Below are 21,190 nucleotides of genomic sequence, written 5' to 3' on the forward strand. Positions count from 1 at the left end.
TGGGCCATCGCCCACCCTATCCTCCCTAAGAATTCGGAGCGACAGGATGCGCTGGATCAATCAAAAACCGAGCAATGGTGCAAAACTAGGCCTCGCCACCCTGCCCTTTGCGCTGGTGCTGCTGGCCTACGCCGCAGGTTCGGCGGCACGGCTGGCGGAAAACGCCAATGACAAGCTGCTGCCGGGCTTTGCCGCCTTTGCCGATGCCATCAACCGTGTAGCCTTTACCGCCGATGCCCGCACTGGCGACTATATTCTCTGGACCGACACACTGGCCAGTCTGACACGGCTTTCCTCCGGACTTGGCATTTCGCTGCTGATCGCGCTCACCATCGGCATGGCGATTGGCATGCTGCCCTATCTGCGTGCATTGCTGTCACCCTTCGTCGCCGCCATTTCCATGGTGCCGCCACTGGCGCTGCTGCCTATTCTGTTCATCGCCATGGGTCTGGGTGAGGTCTCGAAAATCACCCTGATCGTCATCGGCGTTGCGCCGATCATGATCCGCGATCTGGCGCTCACCGCCCTTGCCCTGCCGCGCGAACAAATCATTAAGGCGGAAACGCTAGGCGGCTCATCCTGGCAGATCGCCATCAGGGTGGTCCTGCCACAGATCCTGCCACGCCTGATCACCTGTCTCAGGTTGCAGCTTGGCCCGGCTTTCCTGTTTCTGATCGCAGCGGAAGCAATTTCTTCGGATAGCGGTCTTGGCTACCGGATCTTCCTGGTGCGCCGCTACCTGTCCATGGATGTGATCTTTCCTTACGTGTTGTGGATCACGCTGATTGCCGTTGTGGCCGATGTTCTGCTCGACCGGTTGCGCATTGCCCTATTTCCCTGGTCCAACCTGGAGAAGGGCGCATGAGCGGGTTGAAGATCGACAATATCTGGAAGGAATATGGCGACCAGATCGTGCTGGAAAGCGTCTCACTGACGGTTGAGTCCCGCGCGTTCGTGGCATTGGTCGGCCCATCCGGCTGCGGCAAGAGCACGTTTCTGCGGATGCTGCTGGGGCAGGAACAACCGACCCGCGGCACCATCTTGCTGGATGGCGAACCACTGCCGAAGGAGCCAGGGCCGGACCGCGGCGTGGTCTTCCAGCGCTATTCGGTATTTCCGCACCTCACCGTGCTGGGCAATGTGCTGTTGGGTAAGGAATTGCCCGCCTCGCCATTGGCTGGTCGCCTGTTCGGCTCTGCCCGGCGCAACGCCACAGACGAGGCCCGCGCGATGATTGCCGCCGTTGGCCTTGCCGGATCGGAGGCGAAATATCCAGCTCAGCTTTCCGGCGGCATGCAACAGCGGCTGGCCTTGGCTCAGGCGCTGATCATGAAGCCGAAAGTGCTGCTGCTGGACGAACCATTCGGGGCGCTCGATCCGGGCATTCGCGCCGAAATCCATACGCTGATGAAAAAGCTCTGGCACGAAAACCCGATGACCGTCGTCATGGTCACGCATGACATGCGCGAAGCCTTTACGCTGGCCAGCCGCGTTGTCGCTTTTGAGCGTCCTCGTGATCGGCCAGAGGAAAAACAGCGCTACGGCGCCACCATCACCAAGGACATTTCCATCTGGCCGCCCCGCCAGGCGGGTACCCCTTCCATCTTTCGCCCTGACCGGGACGGCCCGGTCGCAGGAAACGGGCTTCACCGGGACGACCCGGCACATCGTCGATAGGAGACCAATCATGCATATCCGACGCTCTGCCGAAGAGATTGCCGCCAACCGGGCGCGCTATGAGGAACACCAGAAAAACGGCCTGGAATTTTCCCCGAAGGCCTTGCCGGGCAAAAGCCCGCTGCCCGCACCGGACATTGATGCGACCAACCTTATCCATAGCGAGACAATTCCCGGCGGTTGGTATTGGTCCACGCCGGTGAAACCCCATGAGACACTGCGCATCGCCCTGCCCCACGGGTTTTCAACCGTCACGCTCGTCGCCTGGAACGCGGATGACCCGTCCGAACGGCTGAACCTGCCCGATACCGTCAAGATGCAATGGACCACCGGGCTTGGCAAAGGCCGTGTGATATTTTCCGACATGGGCAAGGTGATGTTTTCGATCACCGAAGACACCAGCGGCGCGCATGATTGCCTGATGGGCGGCTCCACAGCCGCGTCCAACGCCCGCAAATATGCCAGTGCCAACAGCCAGGGCCTGCGCAATACCCGCGACAATCTTCTGATCATGGTGAGCAAGCTCGGCCTCGACAAGCGCGATATCCCAGCAGCCCTTGCCATGTTTGCCCCGGTGCGGGTCGATGCGGACGGTCACTTCCACTGGAGGCCGGAACTGCTCAATGGCGGCGATTATATCGAGCTTCGCGCCGAGATGGAGATGATTGTCGGCTTTTCCAATTGCCCGCATCCGCTCGATCCCAATCCACTCTACCAGCCCAATCCCGTTGTCATTAGCCGGATAAAGGCCAAGCCACCGCAAGCGGACGATCTTTGCCGCACGGCGACAGCCGAAGCGGTCCGTGGCTTTGAAAATAATGCGTTTGCAGCGCTGTAAGGGAGGAAACCATGTCTGAATTCAACACCACATCCCCCCTTCGCACGCCTGATACCGCGATGCAGGATCACGTCATTGCGGCGGAAGCGCCCTTTTCCACGGTGGTCAAGAAAGGTCAGATCCTGCGGATCGAGGACAGCTATGGCCAGCAGGCCATCGACACGCTGTTTTACAATGCCGAGGATTTTTCCGAGCGTTATTCCAATCAGGATACGATGCGCGAACAGGGTGCCGCCTATATTTCCACCGGCACGAAAATCATCTCCAATGAAGGCCGGATCATGCTGACCATGACCGCCGATAGCTGCGGGCGGCACGATACCTCTGCCGGGGCCTGCTCCTGCGAAAGCAATACGGTGCGCTTTGGCCATGGTACCAAATATCTGCATGCCTGCCGCGATAATTTCGTGCTGGAAGTGGCGAAATACGGCATGAGCAAGCGCGATGTGGTCGCCAATATCAACTTCTTCATGAATGTGCCGATTGAGCCGAGCGGCCAGATGACCATTGTCGATGGCATTTCCGCTCCCGGCGATTATGTCGAGCTACAAGCCGAAATGGATGTTCTACTGGTGATTTCCAATTGCCCGCAGATCAACAATCCCTGCAATGGTTTTGATCCGACGCCTGCCCGGGTTCTGGTCTGGGATAGCGAGGCCTGATCAATGTTCAAAAAGGTTCTGATTGCCAACCGGGGCGAAATCGCCGTCCGGATCATCAAGACGTTGCAGCGTCTGGGCATTGCCTCCGTCGCCGTCTATTCCGATGCCGACCGGTTTGCGCTGCATGTGCGGCTGGCTGATGAAGCCATCCGGCTTGGCCCGGCTGCGGCCAGCGAAAGCTATCTGAATGTCGAGGCGGTGATTGCCGCCTGCAAGGAAACGGGGGCTGAGGCCGTCCATCCCGGCTATGGCTTTCTCTCCGAAAATATCGGCTTTGCCGAGCGGCTAAAGGCCGAAGGCATCGCCTTTATCGGCCCGACCCCGGAAAATATCGCCAGCTTCGGCCTGAAACATACGGCACGGCAACTGGCGGCAGACAGTGGCGTGCCACTGCTGCCCGGTAGTGGCTTGCTGGACAGCGCCGAAGACGCGCTTTCAGCAGCCGAATTGATCGGCTACCCGGTGATGCTGAAATCCACGGCGGGCGGCGGCGGCATCGGCATGCAGCTTTGCCATGATGCAGCTAGCCTGCAAGCAGCCTTCGACACCGTCCAGCGCACCGCCAAGGCCAGTTTCGGCGATGCGCGGGTCTATCTGGAGCGCTTCGTTTCCAAGGCAAGGCATGTCGAAGTGCAAATCTTTGGCGATGGACAGGGCCGGGTCATTGCACTTGGTGAGCGCGATTGCTCTCTCCAGCGCCGCAACCAGAAAGTCATTGAGGAAACCCCGGCCCCCGGCCTGTCGGACGCGGTGCGCCAGCGCCTGCATGCGGCAGCGGTGTCGCTTGGCCGCTCGGTCAACTACCGCTCGGCAGGCACGGTGGAGTTCATCTACGATCCCGCCCGCCAAGAATTTTACTTCCTGGAGGTCAACACGCGGCTTCAGGTCGAGCATCCCGTCACTGAGGCGGTGTTCGGTATCGATCTGGTGGAATGGATGATCCGCCAGGCCGCCGATGGGGATGTGCTGACCGGCCATGAACATCTTGTGCCGAAGGGGGCTGCCATCGAGGCCCGGATTTATGCCGAAATGCCCCATGCCGATTTTCGCCCCAGCGCGGGCCTGCTGACGGAGGTGGTGTTTCCGAAAACGGCCCGTGTCGATGGCTGGATTGAGACCGGCACGGAGGTGACACCCTATTACGACCCGATGTTGGCCAAGCTGATCGTGTCAGGCAAAGACCGTGATGCGGCGATTGCCGCTTTGCAATCGGCGCTATCGGCAACGTCCATTTCCGGCATCGAGACAAATCTCGATTATCTGGCTGCCATTGCCGCCTCTGATCTTTTTGCCAGCGGCGATGTGGCAACCACGGCGCTGAAGGATTTTTCCTTTGTGCCTGATGTGGTCGAGGTCATCGCCCCCGGCGCCCAATCCAGCCTTCAGGAATTGCCGGGGCGGCTGGGGCTTTGGCATGTCGGTGTGCCGCCAAGCGGGCCGATGGACGCCCGCTCCTTCCGCCACGCCAACCGGCTGGTCGGCAATGGCGATGATGTGGCGGCGCTGGAACTGACTGTCTCCGGGCCGGTGCTGAAATTCTTCTCCAATGTTACCGTTGCACTGGCCGGGGCCGAGATGGCGATGACATTGGATGGCGCGCCGGTCAGGCATAACACGGCCTTTACCGTCGAACCCGGGCAGGTTCTCGCCATTGGAGGGATTTCCGGTCCCGGCCAGCGCGCCTATCTGGCGGTCTCGGGTGGTTTTGCGGCACCTGTGGTGCTTGGATCGCGCGCCACCTTCGGCCTTGGCCAATTCGGCGGCAATGCCACGGGGACCCTTAAGGCAGGCCATGTGCTGCGGCTGGCCCGCAGACCGCAACCCATCGCCACGCCGGCCGATGCGCCACCGGAGCTAACGCGCGAATGGTCGGTCGGTGTGGTCTATGGCCCGCATGGTGCGCCGGATTTCTTTCTGGACAGTGATATCGAAACGCTGTTTTCGACTGATTATGAGGTGCATTTCAACAGCGCCCGCACCGGGGTTAGGCTGATCGGCCCTGCGCCGACATGGGCGCGGCAGGATGGCGGTGAGGCCGGGCTGCATCCCTCCAACCTGCATGATAACCCCTATGCGATTGGGGCCATCGATTTTACCGGGGATATGCCGATCATTCTCGGTCCTGACGGCCCAAGCCTTGGCGGCTTCGTCTGCCCGGCGGTGATTGCCGGTGACGAACAGTGGAAGATGGGCCAGTTCAAGCCGGGCGATACCATTCGCTTTCATCCTGTGGCGCGAGATGGGGATATTGCTGCGGCTTCAGGAAGCGTAGAGCACGGGGTACCTCCAACGCCAGCTCAAATCCGCCTCTCACCGGACGCCGGTTCACCCATCCTCAGCCACAATTCCAACGGCCCCGTCTCCGTCACCTATCGCCGTCAGGGTGATAACAATTTGCTGGTGGAATATGGCGAGATGCAGCTCGACATCGCCATTCGCATGCGCGTCCACCTGCTGATGCAGGCGGTCAAGGCGGCCAAGCTGCCGGGCTTGATCGACCTCACCCCCGGCATTCGGTCGCTACAAATCCATTATGATGGCGCCAGCCTGTCGCGCACCCGGCTGCTAGGCCTGCTCAGCGAAATCGAAGCCAGCCTGCCCCCGGTGGAGGACGTGACGGTGCCAAGCCGCACGGTCTATCTGCCGCTCTCCTGGAACGACCCGGAGGCGGAACTGGCGATGCGCAAATACCAGGAGTTGGTGCGGCCCAACGCCCCCTGGTGCCCGTCCAATATCGAGTTCATCCGCCGTATCAACGGCCTTGCCGACGAGCAGGCGGTGAAGGACACCATTTTCAACGCCCGCTATCTGGTAATGGGTCTTGGCGATGTCTATCTCGGCGCGCCGGTTGCCACGCCGCTCGACCCACGCCACCGTCTGGTGACAACAAAATACAATCCGGCCCGCACCTGGACGCCGGAAAATGCCGTTGGTATCGGTGGCGCCTATATGTGCATCTACGGCATGGAAGGCCCGGGGGGCTACCAGCTGTTTGGCCGCACCATCCAGATGTGGAACACTTGGCGGCAAACGCCGGTCTTTACCCGCGACAAGCCCTGGCTGCTGGATTTCTTCGACCAGATCCGCTTCTTCCCCGTCAGCCACGATGAACTGATGGAGGCTCGCGCGGCCTTTCCGCATGGAGGCTATCCAATCCGCATTGAGGACGGCACATTTTCCTATGCAAGCTACGCGGCGGACCTGGCTAAAAATGCTGAAAGCATCGGCGCGTTCAAGCGTCAGCAACAGGCAGCCTTCGAGGCGGAGCGTCAGCGCTGGAAGGACCAAGGCCTCGACAGCTTCACCGCCGATGAGGACGCGAGCCTCAGTGCTGGCGGCGATATTCCCGACAATTGTTTCGGCGTGGAAAGCGCCGTTCCCGGCAATCTCTGGAAAGTGCTGGTGGAGGAAGGCCAGTCCGTTGCCGCCGGCGAGACAATTGCCATCATCGAATCGATGAAGATGGAGATCACGGTGACGGCCCATGCGCCGGGAATCCTGCGGGAGTTACGGGCCATTCCAGGAAAGACGATCAAAGCGGGCGACGTGATCGCCGTCCTGCAAAATCTCTGAAATAGCCTGTCGAAACACCATAAAGACCGGATATCTGGAATGAAATTTCATTTATCCGGTCAAATTTTCTACTAAAAAACCAGAGAATAGATGGAGCTTTCTCGTCCTCCGCCAGATTCGGACCGATAATCACCCATATCGGAATTGATCGACGCGGGATCGACATGTCCCGATGTCCTGACAGTTACGGAAAGGATCAGCCATACCAAGCCAGACCTGTAGCATCGATACCCTTGTCGTTCCGGGACTGAACGGTTCAGCCGCCGAGCATTGGCAGCAGCATTGGGTTGAAGACCAGCCCACCAGCATCATGGTCGAGCAGGACGATTGGGCGCATCCCGAGCTTGGTGCCTGGAAAGCCCGGCTGGAACAGCAGATTGCTTCGTGTAGGTCAGGCGCTTGGATCGTCGCCCATAGCATGGGCTGCCTTCTGACCGCCCAAATGGCCGATAGTCCGCTTCGCCATCTGATCCGTGGCGCGCTGCTGGTCGCACCCTGCGACCTGAAAACCGCCGAGAACCAACATCCCGATGTCATCCGTTTCGGTGACATGCCCTGCCAGCGCCTGCCCTTTCCCTCATTGATGATCGGCAGTAGTAACGATCCCTATATGGATACCGAAACCGTGCAGCGCACCGCGTCTTGCTGGGGCAGTCGGCTGGTCAATCTTGGCCCGGTCGGCCATATCAATCCGCAAAGCGGGTTTGGCCGGTGGAGCGAAGGCTATGCTCTTCTCTCGCAGCTGCAAACCACCGTTGAGGGCCGCCGCGCTATTCAGCCAACACTTCCTGCGAGAACGGCACCAACAGCCGCAGCTGAGCCACACGTGCATTCGCACGCCTGAACATTACATACAATTTTTTCAACCTGCCTTTGCAAGCCGAGCCTTGATTAAGGCCCCGCCTCATGATCATCATCGGAAAACCTGGATATTCCGATGACACCTGTCTCCGCCAATCTTTCCAATCCGTTGCGCGGCATGGCGCTGATGGCAGGCTGCATGCTTGTGCTGCCGGGCATGGATGCGATTGCCAAATACATGGCCAATATCGAAGCCATGTCGCCGGGGCAGATCACCTTCTACCGTTTCTTTTTCCAGCTTGCCTGCACCCTGCCGTTTCTCATCGCATTACAAGGCAGCAAAGCCTTTACCGCCAAGCGGCCGTTTCTCAACCTGCTGCGGGGCGCGTTGCATGGCGCGGCAAGCCTATGTTTTTTCGCCGCCGTCAAATATATGCCGCTCGCCGATGTGTTCGCAATCTATTTTGTCGAGCCGTTCATCCTGACAGCCCTCTCGGCGCTGTTTCTGGGCGACAAGGTCGGATGGCGGCGCTGGCTTGCCATTCTGATCGGCTTTGGCGGCGCGATGATCGTCATCCAGCCGAGCTGGGAGATTTTCGGCGCGACCTCGCTGCTGCCGGTGCTCTGCGCCTTCCTGTTTGCGCTGTATATGTTTCTCAACCGTGCCATCGGCAATGCCGATTCGCCAATGACCATGCAGACCATGTCGGGCGTCGGTGGCACAGTTTTCATGGGCTGCGCGATGCTGATTGGTCAATCCGCAGGCAGTGCCGATTTTATTCCGTCGCTTCCCACCAGCATGACCGGTCTGCTGCTGCTGGTCCTGCTCGGTGTTCTCTCCGGCCACATACACCTTCTCGTGGTGAAGGCCTTTCGCATGGCACCGCTTTCCGTGCTCGCACCGTTCCAATATTTCGAGATCATTGCGGCGACTATTCTCGGCTATGTGCTGTTTGATGATTTTCCGTCGCCGTCGAAATGGCTGGGCATTGGCATCATCGTCGCCTCCGGCCTGTTCATTCTATGGCGCGAACACCGCAGCGCCTCTGCCGACAAGGCCCTGGCTGCGACCTGAATACACCCAAAAAAGAGCAAATCCATATTCATTCTTCTGGCGGGCGAAACCAGGGCATTTTGAGTGGTTATCCGCAGCGCAGCGCATATAACGTATCGTTTCAGCGCATTGTAACCTTTTGTAAACTCCGTTCGTTATGGCGAAAGAAAGAATTGGCATTTAGATCAATCTACGGTTTCATGATGAAACGAGGTTTCGACTATGAGGGAATTTCGTCTCTCGTTTCCGGCATGTGTTATCGCCGGAAAACAGAGATTGGACCACCATGACGTGGTTCTTCTCCAGACATATGGCCTACCACATGGGGTTTGCAGCCATGAGGACGCAATGACGCTTCTGGTGCTGAACGGATGCTGTCCCGATAAATGCGCTGAATGGCAGGGCTACTTTATCGATTCCATGGCTTGCTACATTTTGCGCAAACAGCCGCCGGAAAACCGCATCGACCGATATAAGCTGCAATGGCTGATCAACACCTTCACCACCGATGGCAAGCCAAACTCGCCAATCGAACAGCGGCTTTTGCAACAGATTTCCATGATGATGGCAGATTTGCAGAGTGAGTCCGTCCAGACGCCCGACGTGGATGGTGTCAATGAAAAGACGGTCGTGAGCCGCGTTCATCCGCTGAAAAGACAGGGAAGAGAGCTGCGCAGCCGTTCCGCAAACCGCGGCCACAAAGAGGAAAAGACCTTGCCTATTCAGCAACGCAAAAAACGATTTGCGCTGGGCTGAGTTTTGAGAAAAACCCCTTCCGGACCTTGAGGCTTTGCGCAAGTCAGTGCAAAACTCCGCCGACAAGAAACCAAGGGAGACTTCTTAATGGATGTTCGTGCCGCCGTTGCCACCCAGGCAGGCAAGCCGCTTGAAATCATGACCGTGCAGTTGGAAGGCCCAAAGGCCGGCGAAGTGCTGGTTGAAGTCAAGGCCACAGGCATCTGCCATACCGATGATTTCACCTTGTCCGGCGCCGATCCGGAAGGCCTGTTTCCGGCCATTCTCGGCCATGAAGGGGCTGGCATCGTCGTCGATGTCGGGCCGGGCGTCACCTCGCTGAAAAAGGGCGATCACGTCATTCCGCTGTACACGCCCGAATGCCGCGAATGCTATTCCTGCCTGTCACGCAAGACCAATCTGTGTACCGCCATCCGCTCGACCCAGGGCCAGGGCCTCATGCCGGATGGCACCTCACGCTTTTCCATCGGCAAGGACAAGATCCATCATTACATGGGTTGCTCGACCTTCGCCAATTTCACCGTTCTGCCAGAAATCGCGCTCGCCAAGGTCAATCCTGACGCGCCCTTCGACAAGATCTGCTATATCGGCTGCGGCGTCACGACAGGCATCGGTGCTGTCATCAACACCGCCAAGGTGGAAATCGGCGCAACCGCCATCGTTTTTGGCCTAGGCGGCATTGGTCTCAACGTGCTTCAGGGCCTGCGTCTTGCCGGCGCCGACATGATCATTGGTGTCGATATCAACAATGACCGCAAGGCCTGGGGCGAAAAATTCGGCATGACGCATTTCGTCAATCCGACCGAAGTCGATGGCGACATCGTGGCCTATCTGGTCAACCTGACGAAGCGCAATGGCGACCTGATCGGTGGCGCCGACTACACATTCGACTGCACCGGCAATACCAAGGTCATGCGCCAGGCGCTGGAATCCTCGCATCGCGGCTGGGGCAAATCGATCATCATTGGCGTGGCGGGTGCAGGCCAGGAAATCTCCACCCGTCCGTTCCAGCTGGTCACCGGTCGCAACTGGATGGGGACCGCCTTTGGCGGCGCGCGTGGGCGTACCGACGTGCCGAAGATTGTAGAATGGTACATGGAGGGCAAGATCCTGATCGACCCGATGATCACCCACACCATGCCGCTCGAGGACATCAACAAGGGCTTCGAGCTGATGCATTCCGGCGAAAGCATCCGCAGCGTGGTTCTGTATTGATGGCAAATATGCCTTATCGGGTTGACGTGCGGAGACTGGATGAATTCTCCGCACGGGACCTTTATGACCTCCTGAAATTGCGCGTCGACGTCTTTGTCGTCGAGCAGAAATGCCCTTATCCCGAGCTTGATGGCAAGGATATAGATGCCCTGCATTTGCGGCTGGCAGACGGGGACGATCTCATCGCAAGCGCTCGGATTTTAACGCCGGAGGAGCCTTCCTCCTCCGTCAAGATCGGGCGCGTCGTCGTCTCGCCTTCGCATCGCGGCAAGCGGCTTGGCGATGCCTTGATGCGCGAAGCCATTGCGGCCTGTGAACAGCGTTTTCCATCAAGTCCGATAGAACTTTCCGCCCAAAGCCATCTGCAACTTTTCTATCAGTCCTTTGGTTTTCTTCCGGTCTCGGCGGAATACCTGGAAGACGGCATTGCCCATGTCGATATGGTCCGTGCCGTCTCCATTGGGAGGGCCTGAAACCAATGATCTATGTGGATGCCGATGCCTGCCCGGTGAAAGCCGAGGTGCTGAAAGTGGCCGAACGCCACGACATGCCAGTGACCTTCGTTGCCAATTCCGGCCTGCGTCCTTCGCGTGACCCGATGGTGACGAATGTTATCGTCTCCAATGGTTTTGATGCCGCTGACGACTGGATCGCCGAACGGGCTGGACCAGGCGATATCGTCATTACCGCCGATGTGCCGCTGGCGGGGCGCTGCGTCGCGGCGGGTGCTTTCGTCACCGGGCCGACCGGACGGATGTTCGATGAGACCAATATCGGCATGGCAACCGCCATGCGCGATCTCGGCGCCCATTTGCGCGAGACAGGCGAAAGCAAAGGCTATAACCGCGCCTTCAGCCCCCGCGACCGCTCGCAGTTTCTGGAAACACTGGATAGGCTTTGCCGCCGCTGCAAATCCTTCCGTCAGGACACACCCCCATTATGACCTCGAAGAAAAAGCCTCGTTTCTATGCATTGAGACGCCACAGGCACAGCCCGTTCTATGCGTCCGGTCTCCTCGGCCTTTTGACTTTGCCGGTCTTTCTGTGGATCCGCCCTGCCTTGGCCGTCGAGTCTTCGGCCATCGTGTTTTTCGTGCTCTATGTCGCGTTGATGATCAAACGCATGCCTGGCATCACCGCCGAGCGCCTGAAAAACAGCCCGCAACGCGACGATGCCCCGACCATCGTCATCCCGCTGGTCAGCCTGCTGGCGGTGGTGGCTGCGGTCGCCGCTTTGTTCAATGCCTTGAACCGGGCCGGTTCTCCCAGCCTGCTGGAAGTGTCGCTGGCGTTTGTGTCGGTCATCAGCGGCTGGTTCACCATCCATACGATGTTTGCCATGCATTACGCCCATGACTACTGGCGACATCTGACGGATGTACCCGACACCGGCCCCTCCGGCGGCCTGGACTTTCCCGACACGCCGGAGCCGGGCGGCTATGAATTTCTGTATTTCGCCTTCGTCATCGGCATGACCGCCCAAACCTCCGATGTCGCCATCACCAGCACGGCCATGCGGCGGCTGAACCTCGCCCATTCTATCGTCTCGTTCTTCTTCAACACAATCCTGGTCGCGGCAGCCGTCAACGCCGTCGTCTCGATAGCCAATTGATCAGCAGGAGCCAAATTTCATGAATATCCTGTCGCAAAACACAGCATTTGGCGGCATGCAGGGCGTGTTTTCGCACCAGTCTGATGTCACAGGCTGCGAAATGACCTTCGCGGTCTTCGTGCCACCCCAGGCCATCACAGAAAAGCGCCCGGTGCTCTGGTATCTGTCCGGCCTGACCTGCAGCCATGCCAATGTGATGGAAAAGGGTGAGTACCGCCGGTTGGCCGCAGAACTCGGCTTGATCGTCGTCTGCCCCGATACCAGCCCGCGCGGCAATGACGTGCCGGATGAGCTGACCAACTGGAAGATGGGCAAGGGTGCTGCTATGTATCTGAATGCCACCGAAACGCCGTGGGCCGAACATTTCCAGATGTACAGCTACATCACAGAGGAATTGCCCGCGCTGATTGCTGAACAGTTCCGCGCTGACATGAGCCGCCAGGGCATTTTCGGCCATTCGATGGGCGGCCATGGCGCATTGACCATCGCGCTGAAACATCCCGACCGCTTCAAGAGCTGCTCTGCTTTTGCCCCAATTGTCAGCCCGCTGAAAGCTGACTGGACGCAGGACGCTTTTGAGAAATATCTCGGTCCAGACCGTGCCCTCTGGCGTCAGTATGATGCCTGCGCTCTGATCGAGGATGGAGCGCGCTTTCCGGAATTCCTGGTGGACCAGGGCAAGGCCGATAGTTTCCTCGAAACCGGGCTACAGCCCTGGCTGCTGGAAGAGGCGGTGAAAAATACCGATATCGGCCTGACGCTGCGGCTGCACGAGCGCTACGACCATTCCTATTATTTCATCTCGACATTTATGGAAGACCATCTGCGCTGGCATGGCGAGCGGCTAGGCTAACACTCAGATAATTGAGCGGGTCTTCAAAAGATCCAGCACGATCTTCGCCCCCGCCTCTCCGGCGGGGATTTCCGTCTGCATTTTCTGCCAGACCAGATCGAAGCCCTCCACCATGGCTTGACGCTCTCGCGTGTCGGTAGACAGGCGCTCCATCCAGCGGGCCAGCGATGCACCGCGCAATTGCTCGTTCAGATATTCCGGCACCACGACATAATCGGCAATGATGCTTGGCAAGGCACCGGTCCAGGTCTTGATCCGGCTGTGCAGCAGCTTGATCAACCAATCGGTCTTGTAGGTCGAGACAACAGGCACGCCAGCCAGGCAAAGCTCCAGCAGCACCGTACCTGAAGCAGCAATGGCCGCATCCGCCTCAGCAAAGGCTCGCCACTTGGCGTCCTCCCCAACAACCACGTCAGGCTTTTCTTCCCAATTGGCTACAGCTTCACGCACCTGACGCTCCCGCCGTGGCACGGTCGGCAGCACAAACCGCGTCGGCCCGTTGCGCTCAACGAAAATCCGGGCTGCATCCCGAAACACCGGCGCCAATGCTGAGACTTCCGCGCCGCGCGACCCCGGCAGCAGCATGATGGTTTTCGGCTCCTCTGCGGCGGCGAGCGGACGCAGCAGCCGGTCTGCCCGACAGACGAGCATAGCGGGACTAGTGACCAGTCGATGACCGACAAAATGCGTTTCCGGCCCGCCAAGTCGCTGCATCACGGCTGGCTCGAACGGCAGGACGGCCAGAACGCTATCGACATAGGCCAGCATGGCCTTGGCCCGATATTCCTTCCATGCCCAGACACTCGGGCAGACATAATTGACCACCGGCATTGTCGGGCAGGCCGCCCTCACCTTTTTCGCCACGCGATGGGTAAAATCCGGGCTGTCGACGATCAGCAGCAAATCTGGCTTGGCTGACACAATCGCTTTGGCGGTCCTGCCGATCAATGTCAGGAAACGCGGCAGCTTTGCCAGGACCTGGGTAATGCCCATGACCGACAATTCCGAAAAATCAAACAGTGAGGTCAGGCCCTGGGATTCAAGTGCCGGTCCACCGACGCCGATAAGCGTGATCTCCCCATCATAGCGCTGCTTCAGCGCCGCAATCAGGTCAGCACCCAGCAAATCGCCGGAGACTTCACCGGCAATGACCGCGATCTTCAGTGGCCGGTTTTCCATGATCCATCTCCCTCAGGCCAGGCCTAATCAGGCTTCACCCTCATGTTAGTCTAATCGGGCTTCGCCCTCAGGTCCCAATTCAATACCGGAGATAAAAATACCCGCCGCATCTGCCTGTCTCAAGGTTTCCTGGCGTTGCAAAAGCAGCGCCCGTCCGGCCTGAACCGCAATGCCGGAAAGCCCAGCACGAGCGGCATTTTCGATGGTCGACTGTCCGATGGTCGGCAGGTCGGCGCGAATATCCTGCTGCGGCTTACACAGCTTGACCAGCACACCGCGCCGACGCGATGAAATTCGCCCTTCGGCCCGAAGCTCGGCGACCCGCTGTAACATGCGGTCCGTTCCTTCAACACCTTCAAGAGCAACGATGCGACCGCCGACGCTAACGGCGCCCTGGCCAACATCCAACCGGCCCAAGGCATCAGCGGCCTTTGCAGCGGCGGCAATGTCGCGCCTATCATCATCTGTCGGTCGGGACGCACCGAGTGGCCCAAGCTCCGCCAGCAGTTGCGGCGCAATCTCATGCGCACCGACCACCCGGCAGCCCTGCGACTCGATCAGTTGAATGACCATTTTCAACACGGCATCATCCCCACCCGACAGCAGGGTTTTGACCGCAAAAGGCAGCTTCACCAAAAAACGAAGATTAACGTGGATCTCTTTGAAATTCGGACGCTTTTTAACACCACCAGACATCACCACCCGTTTGATGCCATGTCGCTTTATCAGGCTCGACAGGCCTGCCATGTCGCCGACCCCGATCACGGCAGACTGGAAACCCTCCCAGCGCTGGTCCGCCTCGTTTTTCAGCGGCAGGATGAAGGGATCTTCACCCGCCGTCCGCGCCGCTTCGGCGACATAGACCGGCAGCATGCCGCTGCCGGCAATGATGGCGAGACGCCCCTGCGGGCCGCTCATCCCTCAGCTCTTGCCACGAAACGGCGACGAGAGCGCCCGGTCGCTTTCGGCAACAATGAAATCCAGGATTTCAATCACCTCGGCGCAATCGGCAAACTCTTCGCGAATGGCCGCAGCCTTTTCACGAATAGCACCTTCTTCATCGAACAATGCCTTATAGGCCTTACGGACGCGGTGAATGGTGGCGCGTTCCACCCCGGCCCGGGTCATGCCGACCACATTCAATCCACCCAGCAGGCCGGGATTGCCGTTCAGCATGCCATAGGGAATGACATCATAGCTACAAGCCGACAGACCGCCGATAAAGGCCTGCCGTCCGATACGGGTGAACTGGTGAACGGCGGAACCGCCGCCGAGAATGGCCCGGTCGCCGATTTTCACATGGCCAGCCAGCATCACGTTGTTGGACAGAATGATATGATTGCCGAGCTGACAATCATGTGCCACGTGCGAATTGGCCAGGAACAGATTATTGCTGCCGACCACTGTGTGCCCTCCGCCTTCCACCGTGCCGCAGTTGATCGTCACGCCTTCACGTATCGTGCAATTGTCGCCAATGGTCAGGGTTGTTTCTTCGCCTGCATGATGGATGCTCTGTGGCTCTCCGCCAATCACCGCATTGGGAAATATCCGGCTATTCTTGCCGACAGTGGTTTTCCCCGTCAGCACCACATGCGACAAAAACTCAGCACCATCGCCCAACACGACCTTGGGACCGATATGGCAGAACGGTCCTATCGTGACATTTTCCCCGATCACCGCGCCATCTTCGATGACGCTGGAGGGATGAATGCGGGCACTGGCTGGAATAACAGTCATTGGGCTTCCTTATTGACGATCATTGCCCCGATATCAGCTTCTGCCACAAGCGCGCCATCCACCTTGGCATCGCAGTGGAACTTCCACACATTACCGCGCTGTTTCTGCTTGGTGACATGGAACTCCACACGGTCGCCCGGCACCACAGGCTTGCGGAACCTGGCGTTGTCGATCGTCATGAAATAAACGAGATCGCCAGCTGTGCCAGCCTTGCGGGCACAGATCGCCCCAGCCGTCTGCGCCATGCCTTCGATCAGCAGCACCCCTGGCATGATCGGCTGCTCGGGAAAATGTCCGGTAAACTGTGGTTCGTTTGCGGTTACATTCTTGATACCGATGGCCGCATTGTCGCCATCGATGTCGATGATGCGATCCACCAGCAGGAAGGGATAGCGATGCGGCAGGAGCTTCATGATCTCCAGAATATCCGCGCGTCCCAACTCTTTCTGCTCAACGGTCATTTCTGCCCCTTTCCAACCTTCGACTTGCCTTCAGACCGTCCCATGATCTGGGCGCAATCCCTGAGAAAATCCCCAAGCGGACGTGCCGGAATACCACCGAATTTCTCGCCCGGCGGAAGATCGCCAATAACACCGCTCATCGCGGCAATTTGAACACCGTCACCTATCTTGATATGGCCATTAACGCCAGAGCCACCACCAATCAATACGCCATCACCAATCACCGTGCTGCCGGCAATGCCAACTTGCGCAACGATGCCACAATGGCGACCAATGCGGACGTTGTGAGCGATCTGGACCTGATTATCGATCTTGGTTCCTTCACCGATCACCGTGTCATCCATCGTTCCACGGTCAATCGTCGTATTGGCGCCGATTTCCACATTGTCCTGGATGATCACCCGGCCGATCTGCACAATTTTCACCATGCCACGCGGGCCTGGCGCATAACCAAAACCGTCCTGGCCGATGCGTGCCCCGTTATGGATGATAACGCCATTGCCGATATAGCTAGCAATAATACTGGTGCCTGCTGCAATCGAACAATCGCGGCCGATCTTGACACCACGGCCAATCACTGCGCCCGCGCCAATCAGACTGCCTGCGCCGATTTCCACATCCGCACCGATCACCGCCATTGGCTCGACCACAACCCCGTCCTCAAGACGGGCCGTCGGATCGACAAAGGCCGCAGGGGAAATGTCAAGAGCGCCTGGCCGGGCCACAGGCAAGGGCTGTTTGCCCTCCGGATGCAGGAACTGCCCTGCCAGGGCAAAAGCCGCATGGGGGTTTTTGATCAACAGGACCGGAATATGCTCAGGGATCAGCGAGCGCAGCGCGGCATCGCAAAGGATTGCCCCAGCGTCACAGGTTTCGAGTTCGGCTTTGTTGCGCCTCGACAGGATATAGCAAATATCGCTCGGCTTTGCCCGATAGACCGGTGCCACCGAACGAATGACGCGGTCGCCCGCCTCATCCTGTAACAGTTCCGCCCCAAGACGGTCCGCCAGTTCTTTCAAACTGACGCCCGCGTGGGGCGGATAAAAAGTTTCATGCTCCATCACACCAATGTCCCAGACGAGTGAATTTGTCTGAGGTTCGGACTATAGAAATCAGAACTGGTTCGCAATGGAGAATCGGAACTGCTGCACCTTGTCGTAATCTTCCTTGAGGATAGGCTGTGCGTAATCGAAGCGCAGCGGACCGAAAGGAGATGCCCAGACGATACCGGCACCAACAGACGCACGCCAAGCCATGTCTGTGCCCTGTGCGCCAGCGCTGTTCTTCACTTCATTGCCGTAAAGCGTACCAGCATCCGAGAAGACTGCGATACGGAAGCCTGCATCCTGCGGAACGCCCGGAATAGGCATGCTCGCTTCAGCAGAGGCGGTGAAGTAGGTGGTGCCACCCAAGGAGTCGTCGTTGCTGTTCGGCATGCGAACACCGATACCATTGTTCTCAAAGCCGCGGATTTCCTTACCGCCAATTTGGAACTGGTCGAAGACATTCAGGTTGTCGCCTGTAGCCATAACATGGCCGGCGCCGGCAGAAAGCGAACCGATAATATCATGTTCGTCCGACAGGCTCTTGAAGATACGAGCCTTACCATAGACCTTGTAGTAATCGGAATCGCCGCCGAGACCAGCAAACTCTTGGGTGAACGTCGCGTAAATACCTTCATGCGGCAGATTGCGATCGTCCAGCGTATTATAGGTCAAGGTCTGCGAAACCGAAGACACGACCCATGGGCTGCCGTTGATCAGATCCTTATAAGGCTCCGAAAGCGCAGTTCTCCAGGCATCGACGCCCTCATACTTGATCTGCTTGTAGGTATAGCGGAACGTCGTTGCCAGATTTTCGGTAATCGGCGCTGTGACGCGCAGGGTGCCACCCTGTTCGTTGTAATCGTAATAATCGTTGCTGCTCGTGCTGCTCTTGAACAGATCGAAACCAACAGCAAGGCGATAGCCTAGGAAATAGGGCTCGGTAAACGACAGGTTGTAGGTCTGGCTGTCGTCCGTACCGGCACCAGCCGCAATACGGATATACTGACCGCGACCGAGGAAGTTCTTTTCTTCCACCGAAGCTTCCAGGATCAGGCCATCGCCACCAACGGAATAGCCAGCGCCGATACCGAAGGAGCCAGTCGACTGATCTTCAACATTGACGACAATGATGACGCGGTCAGGCGAACTGCCCTGAGCCGTCGTGATGTTGACCGAGCTGAAATAGCCCAGCGCTTCAAGACGACGCTTGGCGCGGGTAATGACTTCCTGGTTGAAAGCATCGCCTTCGCTGATGTCGAATTCGCGACGAATAACGTAATCGCGTGTCCGTGTATTGCCCTTTACCTCGATACGCTCGACATAAGCACGCTCGCCCTGATCGACCATATAGGTGACACCGATCGTGCCATTGCCCATATCGCGATTGCCACGCGGAACGACGCGGGCAAAAGGATAGCCCTTGGCAGAGACGCGCTGGGAAATTGCTTCCATCGACTTCTGAATTTCGCGAGCACTGTAGACGCCGCCCGGAGACGTCGTCACAAGACCCTTCAACTCAGCCGGGTCAACGCCCTCCACAGAGCTTTCGACATTGATGTCGGAGAATTTGTAACGCTGACCTTCGTCAACCGTGATGTTCACGGTGTATTCGTTGGTCTGCTCGTTGAGCGACGCATCCGAAGAAATGATCCGGAAATCGGCATAACCATGATTGTAGTAGAACTGACGCAGCGCTTCCTCGTCAGCCTTCAACTTGTCGTCGTTATAGACATCCTTACGGGTCAGGAACGACAGAGGATTGGACTTCTTGGTGCTGATAACAGCCGCAAGACGGCTATCGCCATAAGCGTGATTGCCGACGAAGTTGATGGCACCGATTTTGGTACGGTCACCTTCGTTGACGACAAAGGCGAGATTGACGCGACCCTGGCCAACTGGCGAGGTCTGTGTCGTCACTTCAACTTCGCTGCGGCCGATGGCGGCATAGGCCTGCTTGATACGGGTAATATCGGCCTGGATGAGTTCCTGGCTATAAGGACCGAGCGGCTGTGTCTGGACAACAGTCGACAGCTTGTCGTCTTTGATCTTGCGGTTGCCGTTGAACACGACCTGGTTGACCAACTGGTTCTCGTTGACCGTCACCACAAGCGCACTACCGGAAACCGAAATCTTCACATCGGAAAAATAACCCGTAGCGTAAAGACGCTTCACCGAATCATCGATGTCGGAATTGGAAAAGGCCTTTCCAGGCTGGATCGTCAAGTTGGAACGAACAGCCTCCGTCCCGACACGCGTCGCGCCACGCACATCGATCCGCTGGATCAACGCCGCATTGGCAACAGAGGCAGATGCCACAACGGCGAGGCCTGCACTTAACGAAACTACACCAGCAGACAGCGCAATCGCTGACACCGCGTTCAAAAACTTTGAACCAGCCTTCATGTGAACTTCTAACCTTTTTTCCGTTGTCCCTCGGTCTTTAAACCGACTCCGGTCCGTTGGTGGTTTTAACCGCTTTTGCTCTACAAGCAAGACCAGTGGTTAATTTCCATTTACTTCGTTTCAACACGTGGCGTATTCGCCACTACCAAGTTGAAACATCGTAAACAAATCCTTATCATCAATGCAAGAACCACTCAGCCAATCAACCGGCTGATATCGTTCCATGTAGCGAACACCATCAGCGACAGAATCATGACCATCCCTACCTTGAACGCGATTTCCTGCGCACCGGCACTGACTGGTTTTCCACGTACTGCCTCTAGCGCATAGAGGATTAAATGGCCGCCATCAAGCACCGGAACCGGCATAAGGTTCAGTAACCCAATGGAAACCGACAAAACTGCCGCCAATTGCAGCAAAGCAACAGCACCCAAGGTGGCAACCTGACCAGATGCCTGCGCAACCCTGATAGGCCCCCCCAGCTGATCGGCATTCATCCGCCCGGCAAACAGGTTAGCGAGATAATCATAGGTGCCGGTTACGATATTCCAGGTCTGCTCGACGCCAGCACGGACCGAATCGATCGCCCCAAGCTTTTCAACGCGAAAATTGCCGCTGGCAGCCGTGGTCATGATACCGATCTGACCGACTTCCATCTTGTTGCCAAAGCGGTCGGTGGTCTCGGTCCGGCGCGGGGTCATCGACAGATCTAACTGGGACTCACCACGCTTGACCGTGACGACGATTGGCACAAGCGGGCGAACGCTCACATAGCGCACCACATCATCGAAGGTCTTGACGCTGCTACCATCAAGCGCAACCAGCACATCTCCTGGCTGCACACCGGCTTCGGCAGCAGCACTAAGCGGCTTGACCTCTGCCACGACAGGATCGGAAACGGGTTTTCCATAAAGGCTGAAGGTTACCGAAAAAATTAAAATTGCCAGCAGGAAATTAGCGATTGGCCCCGCGGCTACGGTGGCGGCTCTTTTCCACAATTTTGCACCGTTCAACGTGCGGGCGCGGTCCTCTGGGCTCAACGCCTCAAACTCGGCGGCATCGGTCTTGCTGGACGCATCGGCATCACCGAAGAAGCGCACATAACCACCCAGCGGAATGGCGCTCAGCTTCCAGCGCGTGCCATGGCGGTCATTGAAACCGATCAGCTCCGGGCCGAACCCCAGCGAGAATGCGAGAATCCTGATACCCGACCAGCGCCCAACCAGATAATGGCCCATTTCATGCACGAAAACGATCAGTGACAGGACCAGAACGAAGGGAATGATATAACCCGTCAGGAAACCGATAACAGCCATAGGACGCC

General features: G+C 57.9%; 20 protein-coding genes. 13 read left to right on the forward strand and 7 right to left on the reverse strand.

Annotation, left to right across the window (positions count from 1 at the left end; genetic code table 11):
- Positions 1 to 46: 46 nt before the first annotated feature.
- From ASB66_RS14005 to fghA, 13 genes are all read left to right on the forward strand, one after another.
- Complete coding sequence (locus ASB66_RS14005) at positions 47 to 865, forward strand: ABC transporter permease (RefSeq protein ID WP_060717022.1); 819 nt, start codon at positions 47 to 49, stop codon at positions 863 to 865.
- Complete coding sequence (locus ASB66_RS14010) at positions 862 to 1,677, forward strand: ABC transporter ATP-binding protein (protein WP_060717023.1); 816 nt, start codon at positions 862 to 864, stop codon at positions 1,675 to 1,677. Before ASB66_RS14005 ends, ASB66_RS14010 begins: the two co-directional genes overlap by 4 nt.
- 7 nt (positions 1,678 to 1,684) lie before the next feature.
- On the forward strand, positions 1,685 to 2,515 hold the full coding sequence (locus ASB66_RS14015) for an urea amidolyase associated protein UAAP1 (RefSeq protein WP_060717073.1): 831 nt from the start codon (positions 1,685 to 1,687) through the stop codon (positions 2,513 to 2,515).
- Between the two features lie 11 nt (positions 2,516 to 2,526).
- On the forward strand, positions 2,527 to 3,177 hold the full coding sequence (locus ASB66_RS14020; RefSeq protein ID WP_060717024.1) for an urea amidolyase associated protein UAAP2: 651 nt from the start codon (positions 2,527 to 2,529) through the stop codon (positions 3,175 to 3,177).
- Between the two features lie 3 nt (positions 3,178 to 3,180).
- On the forward strand, positions 3,181 to 6,750 hold the full coding sequence (uca, locus tag ASB66_RS14025) for an urea carboxylase (RefSeq protein ID WP_060717025.1): 3,570 nt from the start codon (positions 3,181 to 3,183) through the stop codon (positions 6,748 to 6,750).
- A 223-nt stretch (positions 6,751 to 6,973) separates the two neighbouring features.
- The gene (locus ASB66_RS14030; protein WP_272940006.1) at positions 6,974 to 7,594 is read left to right on the forward strand and encodes an RBBP9/YdeN family alpha/beta hydrolase; all 621 of its coding nucleotides are present in this window, start codon (positions 6,974 to 6,976) and stop codon (positions 7,592 to 7,594) included.
- A 93-nt stretch (positions 7,595 to 7,687) separates the two neighbouring features.
- The gene (locus tag ASB66_RS14035) at positions 7,688 to 8,626 is read left to right on the forward strand and encodes a DMT family transporter (protein ID WP_060717027.1); all 939 of its coding nucleotides are present in this window, start codon (positions 7,688 to 7,690) and stop codon (positions 8,624 to 8,626) included.
- Between the two features lie 327 nt (positions 8,627 to 8,953).
- Positions 8,954 to 9,361 (forward strand): hypothetical protein, encoded by a 408-nt coding sequence (locus tag ASB66_RS14040; protein WP_060717028.1) that lies wholly within the window; start codon positions 8,954 to 8,956, stop codon positions 9,359 to 9,361.
- Between the two features lie 87 nt (positions 9,362 to 9,448).
- A complete protein-coding gene (locus ASB66_RS14045; protein ID WP_060717029.1) occupies positions 9,449 to 10,576 on the forward strand; it encodes an S-(hydroxymethyl)glutathione dehydrogenase/class III alcohol dehydrogenase in 1,128 nt (375 codons plus the stop codon).
- Positions 10,576 to 11,049, forward strand: coding sequence for a GNAT family N-acetyltransferase (locus ASB66_RS14050; protein ID WP_060717030.1), 474 nt, complete (start codon positions 10,576 to 10,578; stop codon positions 11,047 to 11,049). The genes ASB66_RS14045 and ASB66_RS14050 overlap by 1 nt, the downstream gene beginning before the upstream one ends.
- A gap of 5 nt (positions 11,050 to 11,054) precedes the next feature.
- Complete coding sequence (locus ASB66_RS14055; protein WP_114386615.1) at positions 11,055 to 11,519, forward strand: YaiI/YqxD family protein; 465 nt, start codon at positions 11,055 to 11,057, stop codon at positions 11,517 to 11,519.
- Positions 11,516 to 12,187 (forward strand): DUF1345 domain-containing protein, encoded by a 672-nt coding sequence (locus tag ASB66_RS14060; protein WP_060717032.1) that lies wholly within the window; start codon positions 11,516 to 11,518, stop codon positions 12,185 to 12,187. Before ASB66_RS14055 ends, ASB66_RS14060 begins: the two co-directional genes overlap by 4 nt.
- Before the next feature lie 19 nt (positions 12,188 to 12,206).
- Positions 12,207 to 13,040, forward strand: a complete 834-nt coding sequence (gene fghA, locus ASB66_RS14065) for an S-formylglutathione hydrolase (protein WP_060717033.1) — start codon at positions 12,207 to 12,209, stop codon at positions 13,038 to 13,040.
- Between the two features lie 3 nt (positions 13,041 to 13,043).
- Here the strand turns inward: fghA and lpxB are convergent, their stop codons facing one another.
- The 7 genes from lpxB to rseP form a co-directional block, all read right to left on the reverse strand.
- A complete protein-coding gene (lpxB, locus tag ASB66_RS14070) occupies positions 13,044 to 14,219 on the reverse strand; it encodes a lipid-A-disaccharide synthase (RefSeq protein ID WP_060717034.1) in 1,176 nt (391 codons plus the stop codon).
- 45 nt (positions 14,220 to 14,264) lie between these two features.
- Entirely contained in the window at positions 14,265 to 15,137 is an 873-nt protein-coding gene (locus ASB66_RS14075) for an LpxI family protein (RefSeq protein ID WP_060717035.1), read from the reverse strand.
- A gap of 3 nt (positions 15,138 to 15,140) precedes the next feature.
- A complete protein-coding gene (gene lpxA / locus ASB66_RS14080) occupies positions 15,141 to 15,956 on the reverse strand; it encodes an acyl-ACP--UDP-N-acetylglucosamine O-acyltransferase (protein WP_060717036.1) in 816 nt (271 codons plus the stop codon).
- On the reverse strand, positions 15,953 to 16,417 hold the full coding sequence (gene fabZ / locus ASB66_RS14085) for a 3-hydroxyacyl-ACP dehydratase FabZ (RefSeq protein ID WP_015916223.1): 465 nt from the start codon (positions 16,415 to 16,417) through the stop codon (positions 15,953 to 15,955). The genes lpxA and fabZ overlap by 4 nt, the downstream gene beginning before the upstream one ends.
- Positions 16,414 to 17,478 carry a UDP-3-O-(3-hydroxymyristoyl)glucosamine N-acyltransferase gene (gene lpxD, locus ASB66_RS14090; RefSeq protein WP_060717037.1) on the reverse strand — a complete coding sequence of 355 codons (1,065 nt, stop codon included), beginning with the start codon at positions 17,476 to 17,478 and terminating at the stop codon, positions 16,414 to 16,416. The genes fabZ and lpxD overlap by 4 nt, the downstream gene beginning before the upstream one ends.
- Before the next feature lie 51 nt (positions 17,479 to 17,529).
- Positions 17,530 to 19,866 carry an outer membrane protein assembly factor BamA gene (bamA, locus tag ASB66_RS14095; protein WP_060717038.1) on the reverse strand — a complete coding sequence of 779 codons (2,337 nt, stop codon included), beginning with the start codon at positions 19,864 to 19,866 and terminating at the stop codon, positions 17,530 to 17,532.
- Between the two features lie 194 nt (positions 19,867 to 20,060).
- Positions 20,061 to 21,182, reverse strand: coding sequence for an RIP metalloprotease RseP (gene rseP / locus ASB66_RS14100; RefSeq protein WP_060717039.1), 1,122 nt, complete (start codon positions 21,180 to 21,182; stop codon positions 20,061 to 20,063).
- Between the last annotated feature and the right edge of the window lie 8 nt (positions 21,183 to 21,190).

Origin of the sequence: Gillisella vitis, assembly GCF_001541345.2 — a bacterium.
Lineage (GTDB): Bacteria > Pseudomonadota > Alphaproteobacteria > Rhizobiales > Rhizobiaceae > Allorhizobium > Allorhizobium vitis.